The sequence below is a fragment of the Sphingobium sp. AS12 genome (assembly GCF_019097845.1).
In the GTDB taxonomy this organism is placed as follows: Bacteria; Pseudomonadota; Alphaproteobacteria; order Sphingomonadales; family Sphingomonadaceae; genus Sphingobium.
Genome location: NZ_JAHRGM010000042.1, coordinates 1 through 12,889 on the forward strand (window position 1 = coordinate 1; position 12,889 = coordinate 12,889).

The 12,889-nt window shown below is 60.2% G+C and carries 8 protein-coding genes and 2 pseudogenes; 4 read left to right on the plus strand and 6 right to left on the minus strand.

Annotated elements, in window-relative coordinates; all coding sequences use genetic code 11:
* Positions 1-248: 248 nt before the first annotated feature.
* From KRZ98_RS16085 to KRZ98_RS16110, 6 genes are all read right to left on the minus strand, one after another.
* On the minus strand, positions 249-2,465 hold the full coding sequence (locus tag KRZ98_RS16085) for a glycosyltransferase (protein ID WP_368389839.1): 2,217 nt from the start codon (positions 2,463-2,465) through the stop codon (positions 249-251).
* Positions 2,466-2,467: 2 nt separating this feature from the next.
* Complete coding sequence (locus tag KRZ98_RS16090) at positions 2,468-3,568, minus strand: zinc-binding alcohol dehydrogenase (RefSeq protein WP_217674471.1); 1,101 nt, start codon at positions 3,566-3,568, stop codon at positions 2,468-2,470.
* Positions 3,561-5,618 carry a glycosyltransferase gene (locus tag KRZ98_RS16095; RefSeq protein WP_217674472.1) on the minus strand — a complete coding sequence of 686 codons (2,058 nt, stop codon included), beginning with the start codon at positions 5,616-5,618 and terminating at the stop codon, positions 3,561-3,563. The genes KRZ98_RS16090 and KRZ98_RS16095 overlap by 8 nt, the downstream gene beginning before the upstream one ends.
* A 26-nt stretch (positions 5,619-5,644) precedes the next feature.
* Complete coding sequence (glf, locus tag KRZ98_RS16100) at positions 5,645-7,864, minus strand: UDP-galactopyranose mutase (RefSeq protein WP_217674473.1); 2,220 nt, start codon at positions 7,862-7,864, stop codon at positions 5,645-5,647.
* Between the two features lie 204 nt (positions 7,865-8,068).
* A complete protein-coding gene (locus KRZ98_RS16105) occupies positions 8,069-8,914 on the minus strand; it encodes a glycosyltransferase (protein WP_217674474.1) in 846 nt (281 codons plus the stop codon).
* A gap of 437 nt (positions 8,915-9,351) precedes the next feature.
* Positions 9,352-9,801, minus strand: a complete 450-nt coding sequence (locus tag KRZ98_RS16110; protein ID WP_217674475.1) for a pyridoxamine 5'-phosphate oxidase family protein — start codon at positions 9,799-9,801, stop codon at positions 9,352-9,354.
* Positions 9,802-10,240: 439 nt separating this feature from the next.
* Between KRZ98_RS16110 and KRZ98_RS16115 the strand changes: the two genes are divergently transcribed.
* The 4 genes and pseudogenes from KRZ98_RS16115 to KRZ98_RS16130 all read left to right on the plus strand — a co-directional run.
* The gene (locus KRZ98_RS16115; protein WP_217674476.1) at positions 10,241-11,128 is read left to right on the plus strand and encodes an iron-containing redox enzyme family protein; all 888 of its coding nucleotides are present in this window, start codon (positions 10,241-10,243) and stop codon (positions 11,126-11,128) included.
* 4 nt (positions 11,129-11,132) lie between these two features.
* Positions 11,133-11,480: a hypothetical protein gene (locus KRZ98_RS16120; RefSeq protein WP_217674477.1), complete on the plus strand. Its 348-nt coding sequence runs from the start codon at positions 11,133-11,135 to the stop codon at positions 11,478-11,480.
* A 371-nt stretch (positions 11,481-11,851) separates the two neighbouring features.
* Positions 11,852-11,977 (plus strand): annotated as a pseudogene (locus KRZ98_RS16125) (transposase); the annotation flags it as partial.
* A gap of 111 nt (positions 11,978-12,088) precedes the next feature.
* Positions 12,089-12,544 (plus strand): annotated as a pseudogene (locus KRZ98_RS16130) (IS21 family transposase); the annotation flags it as partial.
* Between the last annotated feature and the right edge of the window lie 345 nt (positions 12,545-12,889).

Consider the following 12,889-nt stretch of genomic DNA (forward strand, 5'->3'; position numbering starts at 1 on the left):
AAGCCGCCAGTCACAGGCAAAATGTTGTTAGCACACCCGGTTTTGCCACCAAATCCACGCCCAGCGATATCAGATACTTACCAGCTCACGTTCTCTGCGTGTTCCGCTGGCACTGTTCAACTTGGGCTTGGGATTGACCGCGAACGTTGTACCTACGCATTTGCCGTCGTGATCCTGACACCGAAAGGTCGATCTGAGAAGGCTGGCTGCATTTGCTCAGCCCGACATTCTGCGCATTCCTACAGTCATTATTTGGTGCTGGTGGTCCCCAAGGCACGCATCGCCAGGGCGAGAGGAGCGTAAAGACGTCTGTCATCGGCTATCAAGCCGTTAGGACATGGGCGGTCATCGTCCCAGCCCGGGTGGTCAAGGATCGGGTACAAGCAGATACCCTCCACCGGAATACCAAGCGATCGAGCGAGGCGGACTTCATCCATTATATGTGCGAACCAAGTCGGGCGCGGATCGCCCTCTATGCCGGTCTCGGCGATGAAGATCGGGCGGCCGTAACGAGCGTATGTTTCTGCCAGAATCCGGTGGAACGGCTTGTAGAGCGCATGCGCGCCATCGATCGGCGGGCCACCATGGATCCATTGATTATTGTGATAGAAATTGACGCCGATGATATCCAGCAGATCTGGTCTACCACCGATCTGCGGCCATAGCCGCCCAGCGATCAGATCCCAAGCCTGGAACTGGGCCTGCCGATGACCCTGCGCATGGGATGCATCGGTAGGACGGGCGGGATCGGTAACGACATTGATCACAGGTTCGGCATGGACGAAGCGCGCGGTCCTATCAACCGCGCGGATCGCATCCATTGCCGCGATGGATGCCCGCGCAAGTTGGACCTTAAGCTCGTATCCGCGCGCTGTGGCGAATGGATTGAGATAAGCCGCATCGCCGCCGCCCCAAGACAAGAACGAGATTTCGTTCACCGGTGTGTAGAAACGCTGGCCGGCAGTCGAAGCCATCACGACACGCGCGGCTGCGGCGGCGAAGGCGGCGAAGCGCGTGACGAAGGCGGGCGTCCAGACATCAATATCGTCAGGCCAGCCATAATGGAGTAAATCCCAGATGACCTGTGTTCCGCTCGCCTGCGCAGCCGTCAGTTGCAAAGACAGGCTCGACCAGTCGAAAATACCAGGCTCAGCCTCGATCAGATGCCAGCGCAGGCCATCGCGGACGGTCTTGATGCCACAGTCCTGAAGGAGCCGGTAATCCTGTTGCGCCAGCGCATCGTGGCGCGTGGCGGCGATGACATCAATGCGTTTGCGGTCATGGGCGCGGCGATGGGTGGAGCATTCAAATCCACCCTGTAAAAAGCTTTGAAACAGTGTGGGAGCTTGCAGCGGTTTGCGCACGGCCAGCGTGTCGAACAAAGCGATCCATTGCGGCACCACAGCCTCTAGCGCAAAATCGCCATCGACTTTTGTCCTGAGCTCAGCGCCCAAACGATGGCGAAGCGCCGGATCGTCGATCAATCGGCCGATGGCGGCAGCGACAGCAATTGGGTCTTCATGCGGGACGAAGAGGCCGGTATGCCCATGCTCGATCTGCTCCATGCTGCCATTGTCGGCGGTGGCGATGACGGCGAGGCGCGCAGCACCCGCTTCGGCAATAACATGGGGCATGCCCTCGCCCCGCGAGAGCCAGACGAAGACGTCGAGCGCCGACAACAGGGCCGGCACGTCGGCGCGGTCGCCTAAAAACGTCAGCACGCCATCAAGGCCGAGAGCGTTCGCCTGCGCACGCAGCGTAGCGGCGTAATTCGGCAGAAACGCGTCAGGCCCGCCAATCACGAGGAAGCGCGCGTCGGGTCGTTTGCGATGCACCATTGCGGCGGCGACAATGAAATCCTCGACCCGCTTCTTGGGGTCGAGCCGGCCGAGCCAGCCGATCAACGGCACTCCGTCGGCAATGCCTAGCGCAGCGCGGGTCGGCGTGCGTAACGCGGGATCGAAGGCGGCGGTGTCGACCATCGACGGGATCATGAGCGCATCGGCCTCGCGACCCGGCATCCTTGTCGCGGCAGCGTCACGGATCGAGGTACATACTCCGACATAGCGGGTGGTCAGGTGCTTCGGCCCGGCAAGCGCTTCGGACACTAGCCCACCATGCTCGATCAGCGGCGGGCGCAGGTGTAGCCGTTCCAGCGCGGGATAGATGTCGGCGACATTCTGGCATGATATGACGATGTCATAGGCGGGGATCAGGCCGGCAAGATAGGCGACGGTTTCATCGAAGGAGAGATGATAGGGCGTACGATCGACCGGCACCCCGATCGCTTCGAGTTGGCGATGCGTTTGTTCGGGCATGCCGGGCTTGCGGAAGCAGGCGACGACGTCGATCGCGTAGCGCCGCCGATCGAGCGCCTGTGCCAGCAGGCGCACTTCGGTCTCCTCCCCGCCGACGACCAGCCAAGCGAAGACGAACAAGATGCGGACAGGTCGGTCGGCGACCACGCTCAATCGGCCACCTTGAAGACGATCTGGAGGAATTCGGGTCGCTGCGCGATCAGATGGCGAAGGAAAACGGGGCCGTCCTCGATCGGCACGACATGAGTAATGAGCTGCGCCTTGATCTCATCCCCACGCGCGGCAAGCAACTTGACCGTCTCGGCCGCCAGCCTTCGCTTGTCCCAGGCGAAGGCCATGCCGCGCGGCACGCGGTTGATCTGCGCGCATCGCAAGTTGAGGCCGTTATGATGGAACTCCTCGCCTAGTCGCAACCGATCCGCCCCGCCTTGATAGAACGCAAGGTCGATCACCGTGCCCTGCGGGCGCAGCGCCTGCATCGCGGTATGCAGCGATGCACTATCGGCGCGGGTCTGGAAGACGATATCCGCACCGCGATCGTCGCCGCCATGCAGCCAGCGCGTCTTGGCGTGGTTCCAGGCCTGCTCCTGGGTCATCGGTGTCAGGCCTAAGCAGGCGGCACGCAAACGTCGAAAATCGGACGGATCGGCGATCAAGACTTCGCTCGCGCCTGCGGCTTGCGCGAACAGGGCTACGAACAGGCCCACGATCCCTGCGCCGATCACCAGTACTGGCCGTCCGTCCAGGCTCGCGCCGAGCGTAGGCACGTGAGGGCCCAGCAAATCAGCATCGGCATGGAGGATGCCGTTGGCGGCGATCGGCCCCATTTGCCCTACATAAATGCCCAGGATCGGATCGATGCCGGGAGGGAGCTTGGTCAGCACATCGTGGAACGGATCGGCCGTATGACCGGTCTTGTGGCCATAGACTGTGCCGACAACGTCGCCCGGTATATAGTCGCCGACGCCGCTCTCAATGACGCGGGCGCATTCCATATAGCCCAGGAACGGTACCGGGTAATGCTGCTGCGGCTCGCCCTGTATGAACACACCTCTTCCCGCGTCCCAGCGCGCATGAAGATAGGGATTGCTGTTCTTGACGAAGGTCAGTTCGGTACCGGCGGATAAACCGGTATAAATCGTTTCGAGGCGAACGCGCTCAGGTTCTGGCGGCGCCTCGTCGTACCCATGGAGATAAGCTTGGTTGGGGCGTTCGATGCCGAGCGATCGGATGTGGCGCCATTCAGACATGGGCCAACTCCCGTGCAGGCGCGATGGCGACGGCAGCGCCCGAGCGGGCGGATTCCACGACTGCAAGCGCAAGTCGATGCGTTTCGACCGCATCGGCATAGGGGCAACGAATATGATTTTCCTTGCCCTGCACCGCGTCGATGAAATCGCGATCCTCAGCCCATACCGGGTCGCCATGCGCGCCGCGCACCGGACGACCGCGTCCGACGTCAACCATCAGGTCGCGGTCGTTGATCTCGATTGCAAGATTGTCGCCGAACAGATGTAGCCCCACGCGATGGCTCCATCCGAGCAAGCAGGTCGAAGCGAAATTGGCGACCGCGCCGTTGGCGAACAACAGGCTGGCGCTGCTGACCGTAGGCACGTCCAGTCCGGGGAAGGCATCGCGCGGCGTATGTCCGCTTAGGCCATAGGCGCGCACCACGTCGCCCGAAAGATAACGCGCGAGATCAAGCAAGTGGGTAGTTTGTTCGACCATCTGCCCGCCCGACTGGTCCTCATGCCACCACCAGACCGGCGGCGGCGTGGAATCGAGCCAGTAGCCCGACATCAGCCGCGCCGGATTATGCGCGAGCAGGCCGCGCACCTCGTCAACTGTGTCGAGATAGCGCCAATGATAGCCGACCGCCGTGATCAACCTCGCAGCATCGACGCGGGCTGCGATTTCATCGGCCGTATCGATGTCGAGGGCAACAGGCTTTTCGACAAAAAAGGGTAGGCCATGGGCGATCGCTGCACGTTCTGGCGCGCCATGGGCGAAGGGGGGCACGCAGATATAGAGCGCGTCCAGTTCGACTATGCGAAGCATGTCGTCCATATCAGTAAATGCACGCGCGCCAAAGCGTGCGGCTGCATCGCCGGCGCGTACGGCATCGACATCGGTGACGGCGACGATCGCTACGTCGTCAAACTGTTCAAGTACGCCGAAGTGGCGATGGGCGATGCCGCCCGCGCCGATAAAGCCTATCCGGGTCACTGGATTTCCTTGCGGTCTGCGCGCGTCAGACGCGCTTTCATAGAGGGCGGCGGTTTGTGCGATCATGCGGTCAGCGTCGAAGCGGTTCGCTTGGCGATCGCGCGCGGCGCTGGCGACCTGGCCGAGCTGCTCGCAGTCTGACAGGGCATCGATGACGGTTGCAGCATAAGCGAGTGCATCGCCAGCGGGCGCAAGCCAGCCGCTCACCCCGTCTTCAAGCAGTTCGGCATTGCCGGGCGCGTCGGTAGCGACGACGGGCAGGCCCGCCGCCATCGCTTCGAGCGCGACGAGCGAAAGCCCTTCGAAGCGCGAAGGTAGCAGCAAGAGGTCGGCCGCGGCCATCAGATCGGGCATATCCTGGCAGCTGCCCAACATCCGCACCGATCCGGCCAGGCCTAGCGCGGCGATCTGCGCGGCGACAGTCCATAGCAACGGCCCCTCGCCAGCGAGCAGGACGATGCAGTCAGGGTGTGCCGCAAGGATGGTCGGCAGCGCCCGGAGCAGCAGTGCATGGTCCTTCTGCGGCGCGAACCGTGCTGCCATCAGCAGGACCGGCGCATCATCCAGCCGCCATTCGCCACGCAGGGTGGCCCGGTCGCGCGACGGCGCGCGATAGCGCACGCCATTGGCGATCGTTGCCAACAGATGCTGCGCGACGCCTGCTTCGATATAGCTTTGCGCGACGGCGCCAGATACGCAGATGACGCGATCGACGGCAGTCAGCCCCTCGTCATGATCGGCGCGCTGGGCTTCGTCCGTCAGCAGATAAGGCAGATGTTCGGTACGGATAACGCCGCTGGCCCGGCCCTTCGCCGCGCGCGCCGTGACATGTCCTTCCCATCCGATGCCTGCATGGACATGGACGATATCGGGCTGACTGCGCGCGAACCAGCGGTCAAGATCGGCCGGGTTCGCGGCATCAACCGCCTTCACCGAAAAACCCGCCGCCCGGGCGCGCTCGATCAGTCGGGTGGCGCGCGGCGCCCCAATCGTCACATCGTTATCGGCGGCCAATCCCTGTGCCAACGTCAGCATATGTTCGCCGACGCCCGAAGGGTCAGGGCTTTCGGTCACCAGGCAGATACGCCTCCTGCCGCTGCTCAAGCGACCGACTCCTGGCCCAGCTTTATAGCCAGCCGGCGATAAGTTGCGAGCGCTTGGCCCACGACCTGGTCCATATTATAATATTTGTAGGTCGCAAGGCGGCCGACGAAGCTGACGTCTGGCAACGTATCGGCCAGTGCCTTGTAACGTCGATATAGAGCCTGGTTCTCGTCACGGGGAATAGGATAATAGGGGTCACCGTCCTCTTGCGGATATTCGTAGGTAATGCTGGTGCGGGCATGCTGCTGCCCAGTCAGATGCTTATATTCTGTAATGCGGGTGTAGGGTGTCTGCTCGTCGGGATAGTTGACCGTGGCGACGGGCTGGAACGTCGCATAATCATGGGTCTGGTGCTCGAAACGCAGGCTGCGATAGGGCAAGGCGCCAAAGCGGCGATCGAAATATTCATCGACCGGGCCGGTAAAGACGGTATGCGCGGCACGCACATCGACATCGCGATAATCGGTTCCGGTCTGAACCGTGATGTTGGGGTGGTCGAGCATCGCTTCGAACATTGCGGTATAGCCGTGCAGCGGCATCGCCTGATGCTTGTCGAGGAAATAGCGGTCGTCGGTGCTGGTGCGGGTCGGCACACGCGCGGTTACCGACTTGTCGAGTTGCGATGGGTCTAGGCCCCACTGCTTGCGAGTGTAGCCGCGGAAAAATGTCTCATAAAGTTCCTGCCCGATGGCGGCGACGACCACATCTTCGGACGTGTGCAAGGCGCGCGGCTCGGCGCGGGCGGCAAGAAAGGCAGCAGCGGCGGCTTCGTCCTGCAGATTCAGGTCATAGAGGCGGTTGAGCGTCGTGCGGTTGATCGGCATCGGCACCAGTTTTGCGCCGACACTGGCGAGCACGCGATGTTCATAGGGCCGCCACTGGGTGAAGCGCGAAAGATAAGCGAACACATCGTCGCTATTGGTGTGGAAGATGTGCGGGCCGTAGCGGTGGACCAGAATTCCCGCCGCATCGCGATGATCATAGGTATTGCCCGCGACATGGGGACGACGGTCGATCACCAGCACCCGCTTGTCGGATCCGGCGGCGAGACGCTCGGCCAGCACCGCGCCTGCAAAGCCAGCACCAACGACGAGCACGTCGTAATCAGGGCGGCGTCCAACGGGGTGAACGACCGGGCTAGTATCATAGTCATTGGCGACGACCAGGGTCGGTACAGCGGGCTTGACCGAGACTGCTGCCATTTGCGCCTTCATGCCGTCAAAGGTCATGTCCCAGGATGTCGCCGTGAGCAGCGCGTCCGTTTCGTCGCGCCAAGCGCCGTCAACTGGAAGTGCGAGTGCAGCTTCGCACGCGGCGACAAAGGCGTCAGTTGCGTCGGCGATGGCGACGCCTTGGACCGCGCCATAGTGACGCTGCACGTCGACAATGGGAGTGGACACTACGGGGCGCCCGGCGGCGAGATATTCCGGCGTCTTGGTCGGGCTGATGAAGCGGGTTGCGTCATTGATCGCAAAGGGCATCAGCGCCACGTTCCAGCCCGACAGATAAGCGGGAAGGTCGGCATAGTCGCGACTGCCCAGCCAATGGATGTTGGGGTGCCGGGGCAGGTCGACCGGGTCGATTTTCACGATCGGGCCGATCATGACGATGTGCCAGTCCGGTCTGGCGCGCGCCAAGGCGTTTATCAGCCCCAGGTCAATCCGTTCGTCGATTACGCCGTAGAAGCCCAGGCGCGGTCCTGCGATGCACGCCTGATCGGCTGGCTCGATAACGTTTCCGCGCGCCGCGGCGAAATGCAGCGTGTCGACGGCCGAGGGGAAGGGATGGATGGCGGCGTGACTGCCTCTTTTCGCTTCATACAGGCTATAACCTCCGGTGAAGACGACATCAGCCCTCTTCATCAATGAGGCTTCCTGTGCGGCCAGCTGCGGATCGGCGAAGCGGAATGCGGACAGTTCGTCCATACAGTCATAGACGACGGCATGCGCCTTCACATGGCCGGCAAAACCCAGCATCATGGGCGTATAGAACCATAATATGGGTTTGCCAGGGACTGATGTCGCGACCAGTGTGTCAAGCAGCTCGCGCAACGCCGTCTGCCTGGCCTCATCATCCCACCAATGCGGAAGGCGCGGGCGCAGGGCGATGACATTGTCGGCCGGAAAGGAATGATATTCCAGATAGGGCAGGGGATGATCGCACAAAATCACCTCTTCCCAGAAAAAGACCCGCCGTTCGGTCGCGAAGCGTCGCATCAGATGTTGAGGCCGCTGCGTAACAAAATCCCATCGCAGATGGGAAAAACAGATTAGCGGGTTAAGGGAGGGATCACCTGAGATGCTGAGCTCGGACAAGGTCGTGGCATGTGTTGAACTGGAACCCTGCATCGTATTCGTCCCCTTGTCATAAGCTGGCAATAAATGCTCGGGGATGCATATTATGTCCGCAGCCAAGCTGCTTTATCGCACTGATCCATGTTGGTGGGAGCGCCGCTTGCGCCGCTGGGCCTGCACAATCAGGGGCTGCAATTTTGCGATGCTGTGGTGCCATGTCCATTGTGCAAGCACGGCCTCGCGCGGAGCGAAGGCCGCGTACTCTTCGCGCATCGTCATTATCGCCGCGGCGAAATTATCGGGGGAGGCAAGCGTTCCGGTTTCGGGCTGGATATAATGGCGGCCGCAGACCAACTCCGCATTGGCGAGCACTGGAAGACCCGCCAGCATATATTCGGTCAGGATCGCGGGCGCGCCGTCGTCTCGCCCGCAGACGACGCCGAATTTCGCACGGTTCATAAGACGGTTTACCTCGTCGAATGCGACGCCCGGCGGACCGACGAAATCGACGGACAGGCCCCGCGCGGCGGCATCGGCACGCAAGGCGTCGGCCATTTCGCCATAGCCGAACACGCACAGGGCGCGGACGTCGTGGGGGCATTGCTCCAGCGCGTCGAACAGCAGGTCGTGGCGCTTGTAGGGCTGCGCCGCCGCGACATAGATGAGGTCATAGTCCTTGGGCATGCCAAGCGGCCGGAACTGGTCGACGCCCGCAAATTCGGGGCCGACTGGCAGGATGGCCGTCGTCATGCCGGGATGGCGCGCTGCCACTTCATCGGACTGCCATTGTGCCCCCGTCAGGACGATGTCGAACCGCGCACTGACATCTTCGGGTATGCGCAGCGACGGCGCATCGATAGAGTTATAAATCCGCACACTGTTGGCGCATGCATCGAGCAGAGTAGCGTCGATGCCCAGGCCAAATACCACCAATATATGCGGCGCGCCATGACGTTTAAACAACTCCAACATCGATCTGGACTTTACAGGGCTTTCAGGTCCGTCAGCAGGAACTCCGCGATAAGTAAGATGTGCGCTGGCCCGTTGAAGCGACTGCCCCCCCCCGATCACATGATGCCAGACCTCGGATCGTTCCACTATGCCGGCCGCGATACAGGAAAGCGGCAAACGCTCTAGATAGCCTCCTTCAACAGCAGGCTGAGGCAAATGGCCGGTGGTTTGCAGATCGGTCCCGAGGGCCGACGATGCCAGCTTTTCTTCAGAATATTCGATGCGATCGCTGACGATTATGATCGACCGTTCAGGGGACAGGGGCAACGTGTTCATTTCATTCCATGCCCTTTTGGCGTCGGCCGCCTTAGAGCCGCCAAATTGGATTAGCCATGTGAGTAGATGTCAGAGTGGCGGCAGGTGATTAATCCAGCCACGGAAGGTCTGATCGTGGACGGCTACGAAGGCCCATGTTCAATCTGCACTTCGCCTTCTTCTTCCCCATCCCAGTAATGCACATTTTTTGCATGCACTTGGATAAGCACCAGCCCCGGCGTATCCACGCCTTGCTCGAACCAGTGATCCAGATCTTTGGACCAATGCTCGGCAAATGCGCCCTTGTCGCGGATGAGCTCGGCCTGGCCCTCAATGGCAATGAAGAAAGGGCGGACACCGAAAATACCGGCTTTACCCTGGAAACTGAGACCCACTTGCGAGCCTCGTTCGATGTCGGCCACCATCTGCGTGTCTTGCCTCGTGAAGAACCAGCTATTGCCATCATAATCGACCTCGCGATTATTGCTCATCGGCCGAGCGCCAATCGCTCCGCCTGGGCTGTGCGTGGATAACATCGTGAAATCGATGTCCTTCATTTTCTCGGCGAGATCGCTTAAGTTCCTCTTCGACATTCGGGGCTCTCCTGCTTGGCTCGCCCTTTAAACGTTTACCGTTTGTAATCGGTCCCGGAGACTCTTTGTTAAATTGCTTTCCCCCTTCGGCATTGGAATGCCCAGCGTAGGGATGCGCGACAACGGGTAAAAGATAGTGGAGGATAGGCGTCCGCGTTCCACCGTTGCTTCCCTGCATCGGTTGTCACGTCCGTCGATGCGTTGGAGGTCACTAACAGTTGATGCCCGTAATCTACGCTCTTTCGACAGGTTGCCTTCCTTCGCCCTGGATAGCGCGCTGTCCGCCGCACCTAGGGGCGCGAATTTCAGCACTGAATGTTTGATGGCGCGACATCGGCACCGTGAATCATCGCATAATTGATCCCGATCAGGACGTTTTTCAGGGAACGACACCACCCCTTCCGGTCTTATAATGTAAAGCAAATCGGAAGGTAATCTCGTGGCCACTCAGCTCGAACATGGCGGTTCGCAATTTTTGCGCCAGGATTTTCAGGAAGAACTTAGTAGGTGGAACAGACAACGGCTCGCGCCGGCGTTCCCCGGGGAGGCGACGGCCGCGCAATTCATTAATGACCGTAATCTGCTCAGGTTGGAACATGCATTTGTCGAGGAATTGCGCGCGCTTGTCGTAGAGGAGGCCTCTGAAGCGCCCACCACGCCGGATGCATTTGTCGCCTGGTTCGAAGGTTTGAAAGCGACTGGACCTGGACAGCATGATCGCCTTTTTCCATGGCTGGCGGACCAAGCCGGCCGAGACGAAATACGTTGGTTCCTGTCGCAAGAAGCCGCCGGTGAGGCGGGTTTCGATGATCTTGTAGCACTGACCCAGGTTAAGCTGCCCGCTCGGGCAAAGCTGGAGCTCGCCCGCAACTATTGGGACGAGATGGGGCGAGGAAATGCCAAGGGCATGCATGGTCCTATGCTCAATCAGCTGGTCGACATTCTCGGCCTTGATACGAAGATTGAACACACGGTTTGGGAAAGCCTCGCGCTCGCCAACGCCATGACTGCCATGGCCTCATCGCGAAGCTATGCCTGGCATAGCGTGGGCGCCCTCGGCGTCATCGAGCTGACTGCCCCAGACCGTTCGGCGCATACGGCAAAAGGTTTGCGACGGATCGGATTGAGTGGTTCGGAGCGTCGCTATTTCGATCTCCACGCCGTTCTTGACATCAAACATAGCCGCGACTGGAACGATGAGGCAATCCGTCCGCTGGTCGAGGAAGACCCGCGTCGTGCGACAGCAATGGCAGAAGGTGCGCTTATCCGGCTTCATTGTGGGGCCCGATGTTTTGAGAGATATCGCGCGCATCTGGGGCTGGAATGAGACGATGGTACGCCCCATATTGCTAGTTGAAGACGACCCTGACGTTGCCGCTTTGATCTCCGACATGCTGGAGAGGGCTGACTATGTCGTCGATGGCGCTTATGCCACGTTGTCCGATGGTATGGAGGCACTTGCCAAATCGATGCCAGCGGCAGCCGTTCTGGACATTCGCCTCAAACGGGGAGACATCGACCTGTTGGCCGATGATCTGGACCTATATGATATTCCCTATCTGTTTTGCTCCGGCACGTTTGATCACCCGTCTGTCAGACGGCATCCCGACGTACCTTTGGTTTCTAAACTCGCGCTGGGACGAAACCTGATATCGACGCTTCAGTCGATGTTGCACTAACACAGGAATAGACAGGCTTATTGAGGGAGCGATTTCATTGGAAGCGGTGCATCGCCAAAGATAGCTGATACATCAGAATCTGACAGAATTTTCGGCATTTGCGCTTCATCTTGCATGGCCGGCTGAAAATCGGTAAGGGGCCGATCTGCTATAATCTCGTGGAATATGTCTGCGAGTTTCGTATCCGTCATGAAGCCAGCGCGTATGGCCCTTAAAATAGAATCTATAAGCGACATGGGTGCACCTATCTTCTCGCTTGAGCTCTAGCTCCGGCTCACACCGATATAGAGGTGGCCTGGCAAAACTGCATATCGGGATAATTGGATTTTCTGCCTGACGGCGGCCAGGATGGCCGCGTGACAGGAGTAGAGATGAGCAAACGACCACGCCGGAATCACAGCCCGGCATTCAAAGCGAAGGTGGCATTGGCCGCCGTGAAGGGCGAGAAGACGCTGGCGGAGCTGGCGCAGCAGTTTGACGTGCATCCGAACCAGATTGTGGATCGGCGTGCAAAAAGAACCCCGTTAGCGGGGTGATCGGCGTCTAAAAGGGACCCCTCATTTCGATGGTTTAAGCAGCCGGCTGGATTTTCAGGCGGCGAGATCGGGATGTTGGTTTTGGAGACTGTTTTACGGATCCGGCGCGAGTATGCCGGAGGCAAGGCGATCAGGGCGATCGCACGGGATCTGCATGTGTCGCGGAAGGTCATCCGCAAAGCGGTCCGAGCGCCGGAGGGCACCTTTGATTATCAGCGCAAGGTTCAGCCGCTGCCCAGGATCGGTCCGTTCCAGGAGCGCCTGAACACGCTGCTGGAAGAGAACGAGCTGCGCGGCAGGCGTGACCGGCTGCGGATGACGCGGATCCATGACCTGCTGGTGCGAGTAGGCTTTGAGGGTTCTTACGATGCGGTGCGGCGCTATGCGACGCGCTGGAAGATCGAGCGGCGCAAGGATGCTGGCGATGGCGTCACCGCCTTCATCCCGCTGATGTTCAGGCCAGGCGAGGCCTACCAGTTCGACTGGAGCCATGAGGATGTCGAGATCGCAGGAGCGCCGATGCGGGTGTCCTGAGCGGCTGGCTTGCCAGCCAGTCGAAGGGCCGATCGCCGGTTCGTCCGTGTGTTGTCGGCTGTACTGACCGATGGCCTGGAGCCTGTCGAAGCCGCTGTGCGTGAGGCACTGGCGACGGGAACGGCAAGCGACGACCTGATCCTCAACATCTGTCATCGGTCGTGCAATTCTCCGCAAAAGTGGGCTTTGAAAATTCCCTAGTTGGTGGCCCCTTCATCTCATTCTGCCGGGGCTAGCCCCGGCAGAATGAGATGAGCCGACATTGTCCTCATCTCCTTTGCAGACGCGGAGACGGGGCCGATGATCCGACTTGGAGAATTGATGATGATCCTCGAACTA

Excerpts from the sequence above, each read along its gene's own strand:
- KRZ98_RS16120 (WP_217674477.1), top strand. The coding sequence starts at position 11,133 with ATGGTACGCCCCATATTGCTAGTTGAAGACGACCCTGACGTTGCCGCT.
- KRZ98_RS16090 (WP_217674471.1), bottom strand. The coding sequence starts at position 3,568 with ATGTCTGAATGGCGCCACATCCGATCGCTCGGCATCGAACGCCCCAAC.
- glf (WP_217674473.1), bottom strand. The coding sequence starts at position 7,864 with ATGCGACGCTTCGCGACCGAACGGCGGGTCTTTTTCTGGGAAGAGGTG.
- KRZ98_RS16110 (WP_217674475.1), bottom strand. The coding sequence starts at position 9,801 with ATGTCGAAGAGGAACTTAAGCGATCTCGCCGAGAAAATGAAGGACATC.
- KRZ98_RS16105 (WP_217674474.1), bottom strand. The coding sequence starts at position 8,914 with ATGTTGGAGTTGTTTAAACGTCATGGCGCGCCGCATATATTGGTGGTA.